At 41.5% G+C, this 20,605-nt stretch carries 17 protein-coding genes and 2 tRNA genes; 8 read left to right on the forward strand and 11 right to left on the reverse strand.

Annotation, left to right across the window (positions count from 1 at the left end):
- Nucleotides 1–9: 9 nt before the first annotated feature.
- A complete protein-coding gene (locus HKX39_RS05095; RefSeq protein ID WP_171680219.1) occupies nucleotides 10–798 on the forward strand; it encodes an ABC transporter ATP-binding protein in 789 nt (262 codons plus the stop codon).
- A gap of 122 nt (nucleotides 799–920) precedes the next feature.
- On the opposite strand, the gene HKX39_RS05100 is transcribed toward HKX39_RS05095, so the two are convergent.
- The 7 genes from HKX39_RS05100 to HKX39_RS05130 form a co-directional block, all read right to left on the reverse strand.
- Nucleotides 921–996: transfer RNA gene (locus HKX39_RS05100), tRNA-Val, on the reverse strand.
- A gap of 29 nt (nucleotides 997–1,025) precedes the next feature.
- Nucleotides 1,026–1,101 (reverse strand) — tRNA-Val (locus HKX39_RS05105).
- Between the two features lie 224 nt (nucleotides 1,102–1,325).
- Nucleotides 1,326–1,622: an HU family DNA-binding protein gene (locus tag HKX39_RS05110; protein WP_171680220.1), complete on the reverse strand. Its 297-nt coding sequence runs from the start codon at nucleotides 1,620–1,622 to the stop codon at nucleotides 1,326–1,328.
- Nucleotides 1,623–1,815: 193 nt separating this feature from the next.
- A complete protein-coding gene (locus tag HKX39_RS05115; RefSeq protein WP_171680221.1) occupies nucleotides 1,816–3,060 on the reverse strand; it encodes a cystathionine gamma-synthase family protein in 1,245 nt (414 codons plus the stop codon).
- A 15-nt stretch (nucleotides 3,061–3,075) separates the two neighbouring features.
- Nucleotides 3,076–3,819 carry a 23S rRNA (guanosine(2251)-2'-O)-methyltransferase RlmB gene (rlmB, locus tag HKX39_RS05120; RefSeq protein ID WP_171680222.1) on the reverse strand — a complete coding sequence of 248 codons (744 nt, stop codon included), beginning with the start codon at nucleotides 3,817–3,819 and terminating at the stop codon, nucleotides 3,076–3,078.
- Nucleotides 3,820–3,899: 80 nt separating this feature from the next.
- Nucleotides 3,900–6,338: a ribonuclease R gene (rnr, locus tag HKX39_RS05125; RefSeq protein WP_171680295.1), complete on the reverse strand. Its 2,439-nt coding sequence runs from the start codon at nucleotides 6,336–6,338 to the stop codon at nucleotides 3,900–3,902.
- Between the two features lie 200 nt (nucleotides 6,339–6,538).
- Nucleotides 6,539–7,300 (reverse strand): TSUP family transporter, encoded by a 762-nt coding sequence (locus HKX39_RS05130; RefSeq protein WP_171680223.1) that lies wholly within the window; start codon nucleotides 7,298–7,300, stop codon nucleotides 6,539–6,541.
- Nucleotides 7,301–7,409: 109 nt separating this feature from the next.
- Between HKX39_RS05130 and HKX39_RS05135 the strand changes: the two genes are divergently transcribed.
- Together HKX39_RS05135 and HKX39_RS05140 are read left to right on the forward strand one after the other, a co-directional pair.
- Nucleotides 7,410–7,793 carry a SirB2 family protein gene (locus tag HKX39_RS05135; protein ID WP_171680224.1) on the forward strand — a complete coding sequence of 128 codons (384 nt, stop codon included), beginning with the start codon at nucleotides 7,410–7,412 and terminating at the stop codon, nucleotides 7,791–7,793.
- Between the two features lie 4 nt (nucleotides 7,794–7,797).
- The gene (locus tag HKX39_RS05140; RefSeq protein ID WP_171680225.1) at nucleotides 7,798–8,058 is read left to right on the forward strand and encodes a hypothetical protein; all 261 of its coding nucleotides are present in this window, start codon (nucleotides 7,798–7,800) and stop codon (nucleotides 8,056–8,058) included.
- Between the two features lie 142 nt (nucleotides 8,059–8,200).
- Here the strand turns inward: HKX39_RS05140 and HKX39_RS05145 are convergent, their stop codons facing one another.
- The 3 genes from HKX39_RS05145 to HKX39_RS05155 all read right to left on the reverse strand — a co-directional run bounded on the left by HKX39_RS05145 (nucleotide 8,201) and on the right by HKX39_RS05155 (nucleotide 14,875).
- Nucleotides 8,201–12,382: an autotransporter outer membrane beta-barrel domain-containing protein gene (locus HKX39_RS05145; RefSeq protein ID WP_171680226.1), complete on the reverse strand. Its 4,182-nt coding sequence runs from the start codon at nucleotides 12,380–12,382 to the stop codon at nucleotides 8,201–8,203.
- Between the two features lie 260 nt (nucleotides 12,383–12,642).
- A complete protein-coding gene (locus HKX39_RS05150) occupies nucleotides 12,643–13,080 on the reverse strand; it encodes a GNAT family N-acetyltransferase (RefSeq protein ID WP_171680227.1) in 438 nt (145 codons plus the stop codon).
- 10 nt (nucleotides 13,081–13,090) lie between these two features.
- Nucleotides 13,091–14,875 carry an ABC transporter ATP-binding protein/permease gene (locus HKX39_RS05155; protein ID WP_171680228.1) on the reverse strand — a complete coding sequence of 595 codons (1,785 nt, stop codon included), beginning with the start codon at nucleotides 14,873–14,875 and terminating at the stop codon, nucleotides 13,091–13,093.
- A gap of 157 nt (nucleotides 14,876–15,032) precedes the next feature.
- Between HKX39_RS05155 and HKX39_RS05160 the strand changes: the two genes are divergently transcribed.
- The 5 genes from HKX39_RS05160 (at nucleotide 15,033) to HKX39_RS05180 (ending at nucleotide 19,499) form a co-directional block, all read left to right on the forward strand.
- Entirely contained in the window at nucleotides 15,033–15,815 is a 783-nt protein-coding gene (locus HKX39_RS05160) for a ferritin-like domain-containing protein (protein WP_171680229.1), read from the forward strand.
- Nucleotides 15,816–15,822: 7 nt separating this feature from the next.
- Nucleotides 15,823–17,085, forward strand: coding sequence for a D-amino acid dehydrogenase (locus HKX39_RS05165; RefSeq protein ID WP_171680230.1), 1,263 nt, complete (start codon nucleotides 15,823–15,825; stop codon nucleotides 17,083–17,085).
- Between the two features lie 13 nt (nucleotides 17,086–17,098).
- The gene (locus HKX39_RS05170; RefSeq protein WP_171680231.1) at nucleotides 17,099–17,566 is read left to right on the forward strand and encodes a TM2 domain-containing protein; all 468 of its coding nucleotides are present in this window, start codon (nucleotides 17,099–17,101) and stop codon (nucleotides 17,564–17,566) included.
- A 93-nt stretch (nucleotides 17,567–17,659) separates the two neighbouring features.
- A complete protein-coding gene (locus tag HKX39_RS05175) occupies nucleotides 17,660–18,133 on the forward strand; it encodes a T6SS immunity protein Tdi1 domain-containing protein (RefSeq protein WP_171680232.1) in 474 nt (157 codons plus the stop codon).
- Nucleotides 18,120–19,499, forward strand: coding sequence for a nucleobase:cation symporter-2 family protein (locus HKX39_RS05180; protein WP_171680233.1), 1,380 nt, complete (start codon nucleotides 18,120–18,122; stop codon nucleotides 19,497–19,499). The genes HKX39_RS05175 and HKX39_RS05180 overlap by 14 nt, the downstream gene beginning before the upstream one ends.
- Nucleotides 19,500–19,903: 404 nt before the next feature.
- On the opposite strand, the gene HKX39_RS05185 is transcribed toward HKX39_RS05180, so the two are convergent.
- Entirely contained in the window at nucleotides 19,904–20,605 is a 702-nt protein-coding gene (locus HKX39_RS05185) for an ATP-binding cassette domain-containing protein (protein ID WP_171680234.1), read from the reverse strand.

The raw sequence follows: 20,605 nt of genomic DNA on the forward strand, positions 1-20,605 counted from the left end.
AATTTTGATATGACACACTTACTCGATTTAATAGATGTAAAACTCGGCTATCCACAAGGCAAAGTGTTTAAAACTATCGTTCATCAACTTTCGCTACAACTTGATAAAGGGGAAATTGGATGTCTCCTAGGACCGTCGGGCTGCGGCAAAACAACAGTGTTAAGAAGTATTGCTGGGTTTGAGCCTGTTTACGCAGGAAGCATTCAATTAGAACAACAGACTATCGCTGAAACAGGTCGTATGGTCCCCCCAGAGCAACGTCATATCGGGATGATGTTTCAAGACTATGCTCTGTTCCCACATCTGACAATCGAAAAAAATATTGCTTTTGGTCTGAATAAGCTTCCTAGAGAACAAGCGCAAAAAATCACTCAAGAAATGCTAGAACTCATCGGACTACAACAGAGCGCAAAAGCCTATCCACATGAGTTATCTGGCGGACAACAACAACGTGTGGCCTTAGCTCGTGCTATTGCCCCCTCGCCTAAACTCTTATTATTAGACGAACCCTTTTCTAATCTGGATGTCGATACACGTGAGCGTCTAGCCTTAGATGTGCGTGCGATTCTGAAAGAAAAACAACTTAGCGCTATCTTAGTGACACATAGTCAAATTGAAGCATTTGTCTTTGCTGATAAAATAGGCATTATCCATCAAGGCAAGCTAGAACAGTGGGCAAATCCTCAAACACTTATCAATGCCCCTAATAATGCCTTTGTTAAAGAATATATCCGTCAAGATGCCATTCAAGCGTATCAAGCCTGCTCTACCGATAAAAGCTGCTTTTGTGAGGAGTAATTAGATAAGCTTAATCATCTTTGAGCAATAAAAGCCTCTCTATAGGGGACTTTATTAAGTCCCAAAAATGCAAAAAACCAGCTCATCTAAGGGCTGGTTAATCAATCTTTCCGTCTAATTGATGGTGGGTGCTACAGGGGTCGAACCTGTGACCTACGCCTTGTAAGGGCGCCGCTCTACCAACTGAGCTAAGCACCCATCAACTGGGAATATACGATACATCTAGATGGTGGGCGCTACAGGGGTCGAACCTGTGACCTACGCCTTGTAAGGGCGCCGCTCTACCAACTGAGCTAAGCGCCCATCTGTATGCGTCGTAAGAATTAAATTATAGATAAGTTAATGGTATTTGACAAGCATTTTCAGGATTAAATCTCTTTTAACACTTGTGTTGTTGTTTTTATGCAAATTATCGCCTATCATCAGCACACGATTCTTTCTTGATACTTATCCATACCAGTTTAAAGCTTTTGAAACAAAAAAGACCAACTTGATCGTTGGTCTTCTAAAATTCTGTCAGAAAAAAATTATTTTTTCTTACGTGCAGCTTTTACATTAACCGCTTCTTTTAATGCTTTACCTGGAACAAACTTAGGTACTGTAGCTTCAGCGATTTGAATTACTTTACCAGTTTGTGGGTTACGACCTTGGCGAGCACCACGTACTGCTACACGGAAAGTACCGAAACCAACTAATGTTACGCTGTCACCCTTTTTAAGAGTTTCTGTTACTGTTGCAACAGCTGCATCTAATGCACGAGCAGCAGCAGCTTTAGAGATTTCTGCTTTCTCAGCAATTTTTTCTACTAATTCGGTTTTATTCATTATATACCCCTATTTCTAAGAACAACTAAAAGAAAACTACTTCCATAATAATCGCTTGATTACGCCCGCCTGTCAAGCATTCCAAGCAAAAAGCCGTGAATTCTTTAGAGAGTTTTACATTTCGTAAAAAGTATCCACTGCAAATGTAGGTTTTTATTCACAGGTGTTTAATTTTACACGTTTTTTATCCCTCTTATTTCAGCATAACATTGGCGTACGCTCGCTCAATATCATCAATGAGATCAGCCACATTTTCAATACCCACAGAGATACGCAATAAATTATCTGAAATTCCCATTAATGCGCGTTGCTCAGCACTAGACTCAGCATAAATGGTTGGTGCAACAGGTAAGCATAGGGTTCGATTATCACCTAAATGCGTCGCTAAAATAATGGTTTGTAAACTATTCAAGAACGCAACTAAATCAATATCCTTTCTCAAAGACGCCGCAATCAGAGAGCCATACCCTATATCCTTGAATAAATCCTTTGCCAAACCATGTTGTGCATGGCTTTCTAATCCGGGATACTTCACATCAGCAAAGATAGGACTCTCTTGCATATAACGAGCCAACGCTAGCGCATTATCATTGCTTTTTTGAGCGCGCAAAGTAAAGGTTTCCATACCAATCGCAATACGATTAGCCGCCTCTGAGGATAAGGTAGCCCCCATATCACGCAACCCTTTTTTCTTTACTTGTACAAATCCCCAGTTTTTGACTGGATACGATTTATACATGTCTTGGATATTCGGATAATGTGACCAATCAAATAAGCCTGTATCCGTAATAGAACCACCCAAAGCATTAGCATGACCACAAATCGTTTTAGATAATGAGTGCATGACTAAAGAGGCTTTAATATCTTTGCCCTTTAAAAGATAAGGCGTTACCATTGTCATATCGACAAAATACAGCAGCCCCATCTCTTCACAAAAGTCTCCCATGGCTTTTAAATCACTAACCTGAGTAACAGGATTTGCAATCGTCTCCGTAAAGAGCATTCGGGTATTTGGCTTAACCGCCGCTTTAACCGCTTGAATATCTGTGGTATCTACCATCGTGATTTCAATGCCCAAATTTTCTAGCGTACTTAATAAACTTTTCGTATTGCCAAAAATATAATGGCTAGAAATAAGATGATCACCCGCTTTTAATAAGGTCAGAAATACGGCTGAAATCGCTGCCATACCAGAAGCAAAACACACCGTGTTAATACCCTCTTCGAGTAAGGTAATTTTTTGTTCTAATGCCGTTACTGTCGGTGTGCCTTGACGCGAATAAGCATAGCCCGGTGTATTACCAAAAACAGCGATTAAATCTCTTACATCAGCAAAGGAGTATTGTGCAGCAATATGAATGGGTTTATGAATCGCATTGTGTTCGACTTTTTGTTGGCGATCTGCATGTAATATTTGGGTCGTTATATCTTTACTCATCAAAAACCTCTTAAATTAAACCCCTAATAAGCGTTGACGGCGTGTCTCATAAAGACAAACAGCACTAGCCACACTCACATTTAAACTTTCAACAGAGCCTGCCATAGGGATACGAACTAGTTCATCACATGTTTCTGCTGTCAAACGGCGCATACCCTCACCTTCTGCCCCCATCACCCATGCCATTGAGCGCTTACCGTCTACCTGATAAATATCGCCCTCAGCCTGATCTGTCGTGCCCACTAACCACACATCACGTTCTTTGAGCTCGCGCATGGTACGAGCTAAGTTAGTCACCATTAAATAAGGAACGGTATCGGCTGCTCCACACGCAACGCGTTGCACCGTAGACGTTAAACCTACTGCTTTATCTTTTGGTGCAATAACGGCGTGTACTCCAGCAGCATCTGCTGTGCGCAAACAAGCGCCTAAGTTATGCGGGTCTGTCACCGAGTCCAAAATTAAAAAGAACGCAGGACCTGTAATGACATCTAATACATCATGTACATTGACAGCCAATTGACGTGGCTCAGCCAATGCGACCACGCCCTGATGACGCACGCCTTTTGCTAAGCCATCCAAACGATCCATATTGACCGCATAGATTTTAACTTGTTGGCGCTCTGCTTGTTCGACTAACGTCAGCATGCGTTTGTCTTTACGAGAAGTTTCGATATAAATTTCTTTAATAGAATCTGGGGCATGACGCAAACGCGCGGTTACGGCATGAAAACCTGCCAATATTTGATGTGTTGCCACTTGTTGATTACCTTTTAAAACTACAATAATTAAATTACATAGAGACTTCCTAGTCACTAAGCACTAAGAAGTCCCCCTATCTAGCGTCGCTGTTTACGTGGTGACTTCTTGGCACCTGTTCGCTTTTTAGTTGACGATGAAACCGTCTTCTTTACAACGCTATTATTCGCTTTTTTTTGCTCTCGCTTTAAAGAGGCTCGACGTTGTTGGGCTGTTTGTCCTTTTAAAGCACTAGGTTTAGGTTTTGCTGGGCGTTTAAAATGTCGCTCACCCGAAACTTCACCGCTTAACTCTTTTTGAACTGCCGCATAACTTAAGCCCTTGACAGGGACAAACTCAATACGGCGAGCTTCTAAATCCACTCGTGCTACTTGAATTTGCACACTATCTCCAAGGCGATAACGCTTACCCGTACGCTCTCCAATGAGCTCATTGCTCACCTCTGAGAAATTAAAATAATCCGAACCTAATTCAGAAATATGAATTAATCCCTCAACAAATAAGGTATCCAAGGTCACAAACAAACCAAAGCTGGTAACCCCTGTCACTTTACCACTAAACACCTCGCCTATCCGCTCGCGGATATACCAGCATTTTAGCCAAGACTCGACATCCCTAGAGGCATCATCTGCTCGTCGCTCTGTTGAGGATAATTTAACCCCCAAACGATCCCAAATAGCGTGTTCAAAATCCTCAAGCGGCTCGCCTTTTACTCGCTCAACACCATCGACACTAGGCATATAGTGCTTATTCGCTAAAATCGACTTAATCACACGATGCACTAATAAATCAGGATAACGACGAATGGGTGAGGTAAAGTGAGTATACGCTTCGTAAGCCAAACCAAAATGTCCTACATTATCTGGACTATAAATAGCTTGCTGCATAGAGCGTAATGCCATTGTCTGAATAATGTGATAGTCTGGTCGCATGCGTGCACTATCTAATAAGGCTGCATAATCCTTGCCGTGAGGCTCCGTACCACCCGCTAAATGCAAACCGAGATGTTTTAAAAAGTCGCGCAAACTCGCTAATTTATCCACCGTCGGTCCCTCATGAATGCGGAATAAACCCATACGCTGATGACGCAAAATAAAATCGGCGGCACAGGTATTAGCGGCAAGCATACACTCTTCAATCAAGCGGTGCGCATTATTGCGGACAAAAGGAACAATTTGTTCGATTTTGCCCATAGCATTACTGATGATTTTTGTTTCTACCGTCTCAAACTCCATCGCCCCACGCTTACGACGATAATCAAATAATAAATGATAGAGCTCATATAAATCATTTATCTGTGGAACAACATGCTTCAGTTGTTTTGCTGTCGGACCGTCAGGCTGCTGTAAGCAATCCCATACTTGAGTATAGGTAGTACGTGCGTGAGAATGAATAACGGCATTGTAGAACTGATAAGCCTGTACCTGCCCTGCTTTTGCTCCCGTAGCAGGAATCACCATATCGCAAACCAATACTAAGCGATCAACTTCTGGATTAAGCGAGCAAAGCCCATTTGATAAAACCTCGGGAAGCATAGGAATCACACGGCGAGGGAAATACACCGACGTGCCTCGTTCCAAAGCATCTTTATCCAAAGCATCTTTGGGGGTAACATAATGCGAAACATCCGCAATCGCAACTAATAAGCGCCATCCTTTACGCTTACGCTTTTCTGTGCCAAGATTAACCTCTTCGGCATAGACGGCATCATCAAAATCGCGAGCGTCCTCACCGTCAATCGTAATAAAAGGAATATCTCGTAAATCAATACGTCCTTTTAAGTCAGTTTCCACCACATGATCGGGTAAACTATCTGCTTGCTTTAGTGCTGCTTTAGAGAATTCTGCAGGTACTTCAAACTTACGAATAGCAATCTCAATTTCCATGCCAGGGTCATCGATTTCACCTAAAACCTCGATAACCTTACCGATAGGCTGGGTATAACGTGTAGGTTGAGTGACAATATCCACCACCACGACTTTGCCATGGTCAGCATCAAGAATATCCGCTGCGGGGATAAGAATATCATGCTTAATGCGTTGGTCTTCAGGGACAACCACCCATTGACCTTGCTCATAAAGGATGCGCCCCACTAAGCGCGTCGTTCCTCTTTCTAAAACCTCTAAAATGCTTCCCTCGAGTCTTCCTCGATTATCTCCAGTGACTTTAACACTGACTTTATCTCCATGTAATACCTTAAGCATTTCACGGCTGGCCAGATAAATATCCTCACTACCGTCATCAGGAATAAGAAAACCGAAACCATCGCGATGACCTTGTACTTTACCAATCACGACGCTCTCGTTTTTTGTATTAATCTTATAACCTTGACCGACCGCCAGTAACTGACCATCTTTGTACATAGCACTTAGCCGTTTTTCTAAGCCACGTACCCCCGCCTCTCGTAACACACCAAAGTGCCGTGCCAATGCGTCTACACTGATTTGTTTTTTATATTCTCGCATAAACGTCAAAATCTCTTCACGACTCGGCACGTCTGGGTCAAATTGCTCGCCCATATTAATGGGTGTGTTGGTATTACGTATATTCAAATGAATTTTCCTATTATTAAAATTTCTATTATTTTACTTGGTTATGATGACAGTTTTCGGTAAAAATCAAAAACATCAAGATATAACGCTATCTTTTCTTACTTAATAAAGTCTTTCAAACAATAAAGTCCTCATCGATGACTTCTTTGAGGACTTTAATTCAACACTTAAAACTTACCGTATAAATAACGTGCTACCATCAGAAAGCACATCACAACCACTAGAGGACGGATAAGTTTGGAACCATTTTTAATCACCATCAATGAGCCAAGATACGCCCCTAAAATTTGCCCAATAATCATCACTCCACCGACTAACCATACGACCTTACCACTCACCACAAAGACCACTACCGCGGCGATATTACTGGCAAAGTTAAACACTTTCGCATTGCCTGTGGCAGTAATGATTTGTTGTCCTCGCAGCGCAATATTGGATAATGAAAAAAATGATCCTGTCCCCGGACCAAAAATACCGTCATAAAAACCAATACCCGGAACAACTGTGGTATTAAATAGCTTTTCTTGCATACGGGGTTTTTTCTCAACATCTCCAATATTTGGAACCAACAAAAAATACAAACCAATCATTATCAATACGATAGGGACTAAAATATCCAATACACTCACATCAATATAATGCACACAAATCGTACCTAACGTTGCCCCTATAAATGACATAAAAGCAGCAAACCAGATTTTGTTAAAATCTACCACCCCTTTCTTAATCATCGTCATTGAGGCAGTAAAAGAGCCTGCCATGCCCTGAACCTTATTGGTCGCAAGCGCATTAATCGGTGGTAACCCTGATAATAACAATACGGGAATGCCAATTAATCCACCACCACCGGCGATTGAATCAATAAAACCCGCTAAAGCCGCTGCTGCAAAAAATAACAACAACATTTCCCACCCAAAATTAAATTCCATTTTCTTAAAACCTTAAACTTAATAGACGAATTCATATAAACTTACTTATCTTACGCTATATTACGATTTAATGGTAGCGATTCATCTTCTCTTACTTTAGGTTTATAAAATGAGTGAATATTATTTGGTGTTTAAACATATTCATATGAGTTGTGCTTACTTAAGTATCACACTCCTATTAACCCGTATTTTTTTATCGGTGACTAAACCGGCGATTTTGCAACAAAAATGGGCCAAAATTCTCCCCCACCTTATTGATACCATTTTATTGAGCTGTGCTATTCTGATGGTCATGGTACTAGGGCCTCACCACCCCTTTATCCTCGTGAAGATTATTCTGCTATTGTTATATATTGCTTGCGGCTATATCACCTTAAAAATTGCCCAATCCCTTATCGGTAAATTGGTTGGTGCGGGACTTTGCTTGACGATTTTCTTTATTATTGTAGGGGTCGCCAAATATAAAAGTCCGCTTTCTTGGTGGGCTGCCTAATGATATGAAACCTATCGTTTATTACGCACCTTGGTGCCCTGATACAAAACCATTTTTTGATGAACTTAATCGTCTTGGGGTGGAATTTGAAGCGCTTGATATGGTTGGTGTATCAGCTAACCTTAAAGCATTTTTAAAGTTACGTGATACGCATAGTGCTTTTAATATAGCAAAACAAAACGGCTCTATTGGTATCCCTGCACTCGTACTGGAAGACGGCGAGGTTTTATTGGATAAAAATAAGTTAGCGGATATTTTTGCTTAGTTTCTTTAAATCGTTTTTTATTAAAGGAATCACATAAAGCGTTACTAGCTACTCACACTTATCCATACAAAAGGCATCGTACTTTTTGATACGATGCCTTTCTTTTTATCATATGAAAAAACTTATTTTGTTTGCTCTTTCATTAGTTCCATGTATATTTCACACCTACCGTACCACGATAACCTTCACGTTTTGCACCACCTAATTCACGCTCATAACGAGCATCCCCGTAGATATGAGTCTGCTTACCGATGGGTAATTGCATACCAATTCCCACCTCTGCCCATGTAGAGGTATGCTCTTCACGAAGTTTATTGCCTGCTAATTTAACTGAGGTTGGTTTAACAAAATCATGCCAAATATTAGCTACCGCATAGAACGTATCTGTACGATAAGCCCCATTTGTCGGCTTTTCATGATAGGCTAAACGAGCACCAATACGTCCTCGCAAGCCATGTTGTATACCTTGATCAACACGACGAACACCGTCATTAAAGCCTTTTAAATCCACCATTTGATAAATCAATTGTGCTTGAGGCTCAATCATCCAACCTGATTCCCCAGGCTGACGATCACTCAAAGCATAAGGTTTACCGACCTCTGCAGATAAAACGACACCCATACCATTTTGGCTAATATCATTGTATTTACGAGGTTCATACTTATTACGATAGAACGATACTTGACCTACCAAGTCTAAATAAGCACCAAATGGAGAATAACGCGTATGCGTTACACCTAATGACCACGCATCACTCTTGCCCTTACCTGCTGTTTTATCTGCAAGTAGTTCACCATTTTCTCGACTAAACTCGTCTTTAAATGTCGTATTGGCATGGTTATATGACACATAAGCACCTGTTAAACGGTGGCCGCCCTCATCAGTACGACTGATGGCAAAATCATGACCAAATTGGAATCCATAGCTCTTTGTTTCAAAACCTAAACGATACTTGCCGTCCACTTCTAAGTTGCTACCAATCAAACGACCCCATGTCTGTCCATTTGCTTGCTCACCACAAGTACCGCAATTATCCCAAGCTAACGTTTGATTCTCGCCGCGACGCTCGTGCAATGTACGTAATGTCGCATATCCCTGCTCCGTATTAACGCGAGACATTAATACATATCCTGGGACACGAGGATCATATGTCGGATTGTTTGGTACCACTGGTCCAACAGGAGTTTTTATACTATCAATTGTCCAAAAATACTGATCAACACCATTGACAACACGCTTAGCAAGTTGAGCTTCAATACCACTTGGTGTCACCGCACTTCCCATAAAGACTCGCTCACTGCCTGTTTTACCTACCGTAATCACAGGAATAGTATTGATAACTGCACTAATTTGCTCAACATCACCTGAAATCACGCGCTCTACACCATCACTACTCACAGGAATGACTCTCGTTTGTCCAGTCGCTGAGCCCGTAATCGTTAATATGTCAGACGTAGAATTAGCACCGCTTGCATCACCTGTCTTATTCCAAACGGTATTCATTTTGACTTGAGAGCCTAATCCACCTACATAATCCCCATCAATAGTCAGCGTTTGTGATGCCACATGACCATCTTTGGTAAGATCAATCGTACCCGAATTATTAAGAATATGACCGGTCACTTTTGCAGATTGACCTGATACGGCTAACGTGGCATCACTATCAATCGTCACCCCTACTTGCATGCCATCCTTACCTTTACTTGTCATCAACTCACCAAGCAATGTCAGCTCAGTCCCTTTCAGATTGATACGTTCCCAATGACGAATATTATCTCCGTTCACTGTCACTTTAAGACCACTTAAATTGAGTGTATCAATCCAACCATCTGATACATCAGCATCATCACCACCATCAAGAAGCTGAGTACCGTCATATTTACTGGAAGCGACGGTTACTGTATCCGAACCGATACCACCATTTACCCCCCCAACAGACGAATGACCTGACCATGTAATACTATCATCCCCTGCTTGTCCATATACCGTCCCATTGACGACCGCCGTATCCGTTATGGTGATAGTATCATTGCCGTCTTTATTGGTACTATTATCCATCCCACCATGGCCACCATAGACATCACTAGACACTTTGGCATCCGAATTAATCAGGATAATATCTGATCCACCTGCACTTTCTATCTTAGCCAGATTAGCACCAGACGTGACCGTAATAGTATCGTCCGACATACAACCTAAACCATCATAAGTGGATGCAGTAAACCCACTGCCTACTTGATGAGAGCCATTACTACACACACTACGCAAATACCAATCATTGCTATCTATACCCGTCGTATCTACACCCGCAGGAATACCATTATCTGTCCCTGTTCCAGGATGATTTAAAGTGCCTTGATAAAGACGATAAGTAAATTTATGCTTATTATCTGCCCCAATCGTTAAGCTATCATCAGAAACGATACCATCCCCCTTAAGCACATAATTTGTATTCGTATCCGATGCACCATCTACCTGAACAACTTTAATCCCTTGCTGTGTAAGATTCCCTAGACTACCTGACACAGGCGTTACTTCTACGGTATTCGTCCCTGCACTATTACCCATGACATACAATAAATCGGTTTGAGATGAATCATCACCTAATACCGTATCTAAGAGCACCTTACCATTTTCCGCGGTATAGTTGGTTGTAATAGTTAATATATCCCCCGCTTTTGCCTGACCATCTGTCAACAAAGCTGTCGTGGTCTTATCTGATAAACGGATAAGACCTCCTTTAGAATCCACATTCCCCTGTAGCGTAAAGGTAGCCGTGCCATCCCCTTTAATTGCATTGATACTAGCACCATTAGTTAATGTCGTAGTATTAAATGTCGCTGTTTTTACAGAACTACCATCTGCAGCCGTATGCTCACGCAGGTTCCAAGCGAAATGATTGTCTAAATTAAGATTTAACGTAGACGTCTCTGTTTTATTCGTTAAGCCTGTCATCTGACCTGCATCAGTAGCATTAACTTGTAAAACACTGTTAGCATCGACATTTACTAAATAGGCTTGCGTAGACGCAATTGCCTCACTCTTATCTCCTTTCAGACTAAAGAGCGCATTTGTACCATTACTCATTTGAATCAATGCGTCTCTCGTATCATTCGATGTTGTAATTTTAGTGTCTTTAAATAAGGCTTTTTGGTTATTATTCACCGTTGAAAATATGGAATCCGGAGCACCAAAATGAATGGCCGTACTTGCTGATTTGATGTCGCCACTACTCGTATCATAATCCGCTTTTAGTAAGCTATTCTCACCCACTAGATTGACGGTTGAAGCACTCTTTGCCGCTGTCGTATCTAACTCCATATGTCCTTTAGACTCAATCGTACCTCCACCAGTCCCTACAGATCGACCTTTGCCAATCCTCAAAGCTGACGCAAATTGCCCATCTATGGCTACTGTTTCAATGAGAATTTTTGAGTTATTGAGCACAACCTTATTATTCGAGGAGGGCCCTGATATATAAATACCGTTAATATAAGCTGCTGTTTTCGCATCACTTGAATCAAAAACATGAATATTTACGTCACCTGTAGATTCAAAATAAGCCGCCGACGTCCGACTATTACCTGGACTACCGCCATTAATGACTCGAATACCTGTGAGTTGATGATAAAAACCTATCGAATCCGCTGTATTGGTCAACGAGATATTAAGATTTTCAACCTTAACGACAGAGGTAGCATCTACTCTCTTATCATCCCCCGTTTGAGCCGTACCTACTTGAATCGCATACGACTCCGTCAAACCTCCCATATGATTAGACGTTACCGCATTAATCGTTAAATCCTTACCCTCAAATTTAGCCCCCGCAACGGTGTATAAACCAATAACAGGAACATCTGTAGAGGCTCCTCCTTTCTGTTTGAGGTTAATAGTGACATGATGATTCGTCGCCGTAACATTGCTAGTCTGTGTCAAATCCTGACCTATACCACCATGGATAGAAATGCCTTTGGGATGATAAGGACCTCTAATGGCGGTTAAATCAAACGTTAAATCAGATTGAATACCCACATTTATTGTTCGCGTAGTAGTGGCACCCCCTACAGATAAACCGGCACTTCCGTTACTAACATCGGCGACTTGTGTGGGTGATGTAATTTCACACGTTATATTGGTATTAATATTCCAGGAGGGACACTCATCTGCCTTTACGGTATCTATGCTACCTAGGAACGCTCCCCCTAGCACAACAGCTCTCAATACCACTGACCTTGCTGCTTTACTGCATGATTTAACTAATTCCGAACAAACCACATAGCGCTGCGTATGAGCACTCCACTTGATTTTATAAATCTTATTCACTCAATACCTCTACCTAATAAAATGACGAATTTTTTGACCATTCTATATGTAATGACATGATGAGCAATATTTAATTAGTAATACTAAATTACATTTAGACACAATCAAAAATAGCCTTTTATTCTCTAACTATCTGTAAATACTCAAAAAAAAAAAAAAAAAAAAAAAATAAAAAGTTACAAAAAATAACTTTTTATTAATTTTTAAATGCTGTTCCTTAAACAAAGAACCCACTATAGCCGTCTCTGTTATATTCCAGACTACATTTTCGCGTCAATACATACTAAGCGCATATCCTTATGCTCTATCCCTGCATCCAGATAAATATCCCCTTCCGCCACAAAACCATACTTGGCATAAAATCCCATCGCATGCGTTTGCGCCGAAAGAACAAATTCTTTAAACTCTCGTTTTTTTCCCTCGTCAATCAAAGCTTGTAAAACAAGGCCACCGACACCTTTGCCTCGAGCCACTTTTGCTACTGCCATACGACCGATGTGTCCATCAGGTAACAAACGCCCTGTCGCCACAGGCTCTACTCCATCAAACACCACCGCATGTAAGGAAACAGCATCAAACTCATCTAGCTCAATCTCTTCTGGAACTTTTTGCTCATCGACAAAAACATCAAATCGAATTTTTGACGCAGGTTCGGCTAACTGTGCCCAATCACCTAATACCAATTGCAAATCACTCATTATCCGCTCCTTAAAATTGTTTAATCTCATATTCCCCATTGCCTTTTAACTGCAATAAGTGCGTATGATGGGTATGTAAGGTACTGCGATGACCAATACTGACTAAACGTAGTTCTGGGAATGTATCTCGCAATAATTTATACATCGTGTACTCTAACCCCTCATCCATCGCCGATGTCGCTTCATCAATAAAAGCTACCTTTGGACATGTCAATAAGATTCGAGCAAAAGCAATGCGCTGTTGTTCACCCAAGGATAAGGTATGCGACCAATTTAACTCTTCATCTAAACGATTTTCTAAGTGAGGTAAACACACCTGATGCAATATCGCTTTCGCTTGCTCATACCCATCCGCAGGAACCTCTGCAGGATAGAATAAGGTATCAATCAAGCGACCTTCTGGTAAATACGGTTTTTGAGATAAGAATAATACCTCTTGATCAGGGCGAATAATTTCTCCTTCACAATATGGCCATAAGCCAGCGATGCTTCGCAATAAAGTCGTTTTACCTGAACCTGATGGCCCCTGAATCAATAAGGCATCCCCAGGATTAACGGTGAGAGTTAAATCCTTAATCAATTGACGACCATTCGGTGTAGTAATACTCACATTCTGTAAACGAACCTCATCACCCTCTGCCCGTACATTAGGTACAGGCAAATTATCCGCTGCATCAATATTTTGATGAAACCCTGTCAAACGATCCAAGACGGCACGGTATTGTGCAAAATTATCATACGCTGTACGAAAAAAAGACAAGTTATCCGCCAAATTACCAAAGGCTTGTGCCGTTTGTACCATTCCTCCTAGCTCAAGCTTACCCGCAAAAAAACGAGGAGCTTGGATAATAAAGGGGAAAATAACCGCTGTCTGTGAAATAAAAAAGTTAAAGCCTTGAAATTTCACATTCCGATGCACTATATCCCAGACATTACTAATCACCTTACTAAACCGTTGGCGTAATTTACTACCCTCGATTTTTTCACCGGCATAAAACGCAATGCTCTCTGCATATTCACGCACACGAATCAAAGAGTAACGGTAGTTCGCATTTAAGCGTTCATCTAAGAAATTCAATCGAATTAAAGGGCGTCCAATTTTAAAAGCAAAGACGGTTGCCACTAAAATATAGATAAATAATAGGAAAACCATACCTCGTGGAATGGTCACCCCAAAAATCTGCATCTCATCAGACAATCCCCATAAAATCAAGGTAAATGCCACCGCAGACACCATAGAAGAAATCACCCCTAAGGTTAATTCTAACGACAACTTGGTAAAATGCACGACATCTTGTTGAATACGTTGATCAGGGTTATCAATCGGATCGTTTAAATAATAAGAACGATAATAGCTTTTTTTATCCATCCAACGCGATAGCATCTCTTCATTAAGCGTCTCACGCCATTTAATGGTAAAGCGTTGTTGTAAATAATAGGACGATAAGGCACGAATAATATGGATACTTGCCAGTACAGCAAAGACCGCCATCTGTATCCAGAAGGTATTTTCGTCGAGCTTTTGCAAAGCCGTATACATGGTGTTGTACCAGTTTGAAAACAACACGCTCACGCGAACACCAAATAAACTCAGCAAGAGAATAACCACAAAAGTCACCAATGTCATCGGTTTTTCTTTAGGATTAAAATAATGCCCTGCCAGCATCCAAAACTGAGAAGCCCATCGTGTTGTTTTTATCAAAATAAAACCAAACACTACCAATAGTACGGAAGAAATGACAAATGCCTTTCCAACCCATAAGGCGCTATCTAATAATTCTTTAGACCAATCCATTATAATTTTCCACTCAAGAGAAGGATTTTTACTGATTAACGAGCATTATATCTTAATGTCCCCTAGTATAAAGTCAGCACTAAGATACTTTTGTCACATAAAGAAATCGTTTTTTTGTACAATATCGGCTAATTTACCTTTACCCTAACTCATCATTATGAATTTTCGAGAACAAGCATTGTTTGCCCTTCAGCAAACAGTGATTGAAGATAAAGTGGCTCTTGTCAATGCGATTTCGCTTGATACCCATTCGCTTGAGCCTGCGCAAATTCTCTCCAACACCCTCCCTCTTCCTGGTCGTCCTCAAAAACCTGAATTAGTCGACCCTCGAACCGTCAAAATGCGTTCAGTGGGTTCACTAGAGGGGCGCGCAGCCTTACTCCATGCCATTGCGCATATTGAGTTTAATGCGATTAATCTCGCCCTTGATATTATCTGGCGTTTTCCTCATATGCCTGAAGCATTTTATACGGATTGGCTTAAAGTCGCCAAAGAAGAGGTTTATCACTTTGGTCTGATTCGTGAGCACCTCGAAAGTCTGGGTTTTCACTACGGTGATTTTACGGCCCATAGTGGTCTATGGGATATGTCAGAAAAAACCACGGACAATTTAATTGCTCGTCTGGCACTTGTGCCTCGCACACTAGAGGCCAGGGGTTTGGATGTCAATCCGGCGATGCAAGAAAAACTCCAACAAGTCGGAGACGAGAAAGCCGTCGCCATTCTAGCGATTATCCTACGTGATGAGGTAGGTCATGTTGAAATTGGTAACCGCTGGTACAAACATCTCTGTACGCTACATCAGCTAGACCCTATTCAACATTATGCAGATTTATTAGCCCTCTATGGCACTAATAAGCCTAAAGGCCCTTTTAACATTGCCGATCGTCTAAAAGCAGGGTTTACTACCGAAGAAATCGATTGGTTACAACGTTCATAGGAAAATTATGCAAGTCTTTGTTTTAGGTGCCGGTATTATTGGTTTAAGTACAGCTCACGCTTTAGTTAAACAAGGCTATTCAGTGACTGTTATTGATAAACACCCTGACGTTGCCCAAGGTACTACATTTGCCAACGGCGCTCAACTTTCTTATAGCTATGTTGCACCTCTCGCTGGACCTGGCGTTATTGGAAAAGTACCAAAATGGCTATTAGATCCTAGTTCGCCCTTACGCTTTACACCAAGTTTAAAACCCGCCGATATGTGCTGGAACTTACGCTTTTTAAAAGCATGTAATGCTACTCGCAGTGAACAAACAACGGCTGAGTTGCTCAAACTAGCCTACCTGAGTCGTGAACATTATCATCAATTATTCACACGCCCTGAATTTCAATCGATTGACTTTAGTGCTACAGGTAAATTAGTCGTTCACCGCTCTCAGGCCTCTATGGATGGTGCAATACGTCAATTAGATGTACAACAACGCTTAGGCAGTCTACCTCAACAAGCCTTATCGCGTGAAGAATGTATTCAAAAAGAACCTGCCCTGGCTCCCATTGCCCATCAATTAGTCGGCGGGATTTTTACGGAAAGTGAAGAGGCAGCGGATGCCTTTAAAGTATCTCAAGCCTTTAAACAATACTTAAGCACATTGGGTGTGCAGTTCTTATTGAATACGTCTATCAAAGCCTTAGAAAAACAATCTAACCATACCGTCACCATTCGCCTAACATCAAATGAAACACTCAGTGCAGATAAAATTATCGTTTGCTTGGGGGTAGAAAGTGCGAACTTATTAGCACCACTAGGTATTCATGCCCCTGTTGCCCCATTAAAAGGGTATAGCCTAACCTTGGATATTGAAAATGAGGCAATGGCACCAACCGTCAGCATTACTGATTTTGAACGAAAAGTCGTCTACGCACGTTTGGGTAATCGCTTACGTTTAGCGGGTATGGCGGATTTAGTCGGTCTAGATTATCGTATCGACCCAAACCGTATCAATGCACTCATCAAAGAAGCTGAAGCGGTATTTGCTGGAGCTGGCGATTATCAAAAAGCACAACAATGGGCAGGCTTACGACCAGCCACTCCATTGGGCAAACCGATTATTGATCAAACACCCTATCGCAACTTATACCTGAATATTGGTCATGGTGCGCTAGGTTTTACATTAGCGACGGGCAGCGCTGAATTACTCGCTGCGCTTATTCATCAACAACCACACGCTTTACATTCACACTTTGATTTAGCCGCTGCTAAGGGCTAAGTGAGGTTTTATTATGCAAAAAATTCTTATTCCTATCGTTATCTTTATCGCCGTACTAATCGCCTTAATGTTTGGCGAAGGTTTACTCGTTACGCTTTTCCATTTCTTAGAAAATATTTTTGGTTTTGTTTTTGAATATTGGCGTAATTTTTATGCGTATGCTTACGACTTTATTCAAGCCAATCCATTTAAATTATTACTCGCTATTATCATCACAGTGATTGCTTCATTCTGGGTCTTTAGCAAGCATGGCGATGAACTAAATGCACCGGGCAACAGACGTAAGATTGCCATTATTCTAGCGATTTTCCTAGGCTGGTTAGGTGCTCATCGTTTTTATCTCAATCAATATGGCAAAGGTATTTTATATATCATTCTCAGTATGATTTTTGCGCCATTAACCGTATTAGTGAGCTTTATTGATGCTGCACGTTTTGCGTTTAGTACGGATGAAGAGTTCAAACTTAAATATCGTGTGTAACTAAACCATATAAAGGCTCAAGGTTTCTCTTGAGTCTTTTTTCGATTTTCAAAACAAATAAAGCTTTAATCTACTCATTTTAATGAAATAAATATGATGGAAATTCAAGATTTAACCGTTCCCAGTGAACATTTAAAAGCCAAAGAATTATTAAAAAACTGGGCATGGTTATTTGAACCACGCTTAGAAATCGTGATGATTACCAAATTGGGGGATGCTTTTCTTATTGAACCCCAAAGCGGTGAAATATTCTTTTTAGATACGCTAGACGGTGAATTAGAGTCTATTGCCGACTCTATCGCTGATTTTCGCGAACTCTTAAATGATAGAGAGTTTGTCATTGACTACTTCTCTCTCGAACTCCTCGCACCCTTGATGCACTTATCCATGCCAGACAATACCGTCTATAGTTTTAAAGAACCACCAGTCCTCGGTGGTGAAGTCAGTAGTGACAATTTAGAACTATTCGATATTGCGACGCATTTTGATGATATGGGCAGACTATGGTGCGAAATCGATCAATTAGCTCAAGAAATGGAAGAGGAAAATCCAGATGCAACCACATAAGCTTGCAAACCCAACTGACTTAGTTTATCAACTCGAAGATAAGCCCCCTTTTTTTAGTGCCTTTTTAAGTGCATTAACGCACTTATTAGCCATCTTCGTCCCTATGGTTACCCCTGCTCTTATTGTAGGCGGTGCACTCAATCTATCCACAGAGATTACCGCCTACCTTGTCTCCATGGCTATGGTAGCCTCTGGTATTGGTACTTACCTACAAGTCAATCGCTTTGGGATGATAGGCTCTGGTCTATTGTCTATCCAATCCGTTAACTTCTCTTTTGTTACCGTAATGATTACTCTCGGTCTTGGTATGCAAAAAGAAGGCTTAACTGAAGATATCGTTATCTCTACTCTACTAGGCGTTTCCTTTGTGGGTGCTTTCCTTGTCATGGGGGCTGCTTGGGTATTACCTTATCTTAAACGAATCATCACCCCTACCGTAAGCGGTGTTGTCGTAATGATGATTGGTCTTAGCCTCATTCATGTCGGTATTACTGATTTTGGTGGTGGTTTTGGTGCAAAATCAAATGGTACTTTTGGCTCTTGGCAAAATCTTGGCTTGGCCAGTTTAGTGCTTGTGATCGTTTTGGTTTTTAACTGCTTTAAAAATCCATTCCTTCGTATGAGTGGTATTGCCATTGGCCTAATTGTCGGCTACATCATTGCGCTTTTTATGGGTATTGTTGACTTTAGTCCACTACAAAATCTACCCCTCATTACAATTCCTATTCCATTTAAATATGGCTTTAATTTTGATTGGCATGCCTTTATTCTTGCTGGCACGATTTTCTTATTAAGTGTCTTTGAGGCGGTCGGTGATTTAACTGCAACAGCGATGGTATCAAACAAACCTATCGAAGGTGAAGAATATACCTCTCGTCTTCGTGGCGGTGTTATGGCTGACGGTTTAGTTTCTGTCATTGCAACAGCAGTAGGCTCTTTACCCTTAACGACATTTGCCCAAAACAACGGTGTCATTCAAATGACTGGTGTGGCTTCTCGTCACGTGGGCAAATATATCGCGGCGATTTTAGTGATTTTAGGGCTATTCCCTGTCGTGGGTCGTTTCTTCACGACAATCCCTAGCCCTGTGCTTGGGGGAGCCATGGTATTGATGTTTGGTCTCATTGCCATTGCAGGTGTGCGTATTATTATGACAAACGGTATTAACCGTCGTGAAGCGATTATTTGTGCAACCTCTGTGGGTTTAGGTTTAGGCGTTGCCTTTGAGCCGACTGTATTTGCACAGTTACCTATTCTCTTTCAAAATCCAATTTGTATGGGCGGTATTGCTGCTGTTGTACTCAATATCATTTTGCCTGAGGACAAAATGAAACGTGTGTATATTGAAGGAGATTTAGAGGCTTAATGGAATGTCTCTCCGTGTGGGCTGGTGCTCATTGGCACTATCACAAGCACCCACGGAGAGAACTTGATGTACCGAGCGAGTTTGCAAACGGCGAGCGATAGCGAAGCACTTTGCTGTCCGAGCGAATACACAATGTTCTGAAGTGGGTGATTGTGATTGATACAAGCACTCAAGGTTTGCGAAGACGTTTCGATGCACAAAACGAGTTAGGCGAACGAAGTGAGGCTCTGTTCGAGCGACTGCACGGAACGTGTAGCAAACCCTAGTACTGATTAGCACTTTTTGCGTTGTACAGCCCACACTGCAGACAGTTCACTCTTGCTCCGGAAAGTGCTTCGCCGTTTCCAATGTCGCTACGAGTGAATGTCTCTCCGTGTGGGCTGGTACTAAACTAGCATTACCCCTTAATGCCCTAGGTATGCCTTGCGGACATCATCATTGACGAGTAAATTCGCCCCTGTATCATGCAACACAACCTTGCCAGTTTCTAACACATAACCACGATCAGCCACTTGCAAAGCCTTATTTGCATTTTGCTCTACCAAGAATACCGTCACACCCTCAGCACGAATCGTTTGAATAATCTCAAAAATCTGCGCAATAATTAGTGGCGCAAGTCCCAAGGTAGGCTCATCGAGTAGTAATAACTTCGGACGACTCATTAAAGCACGGCCAATAGCGAGCATTTGTTGCTCACCACCTGACATAGTCCCTGCACGTTGATTAGCACGCTCTTTTAAACGAGGGAATAATTTAAACGCATGTTCAATCCCCTCTTCAGTTTCTTGGGTATTTAAAAAGAAACCACCCATTTTAAGATTTTCTACCACCGTTAAGGCTGGGAATACACGACGCCCCTCAGGCGAGATTGCAATACTATTACGCATAATCAAATGCGTTTCGTCATGGGTAATATCTTTACCAAACAAGGTAATCTTACCGCTTGATGCACGGGGATTCCCACAAACGGTTTTTAAGAGTGTCGTTTTCCCTGCACCATTGGCACCAATAAGCGTAACGATTTCACCCTCATTTACTTCAATACTGACATTATGTAACGCTTGAATAGCGCCATAATGTGCACTCACATTCTCTAACTTTAGCAC

The sequence above is a fragment of the Pelistega suis genome, from assembly GCF_013133795.1.
GTDB classification, from domain to species: Bacteria; Pseudomonadota; Gammaproteobacteria; order Burkholderiales; family Burkholderiaceae_B; genus Taylorella; species Taylorella suis.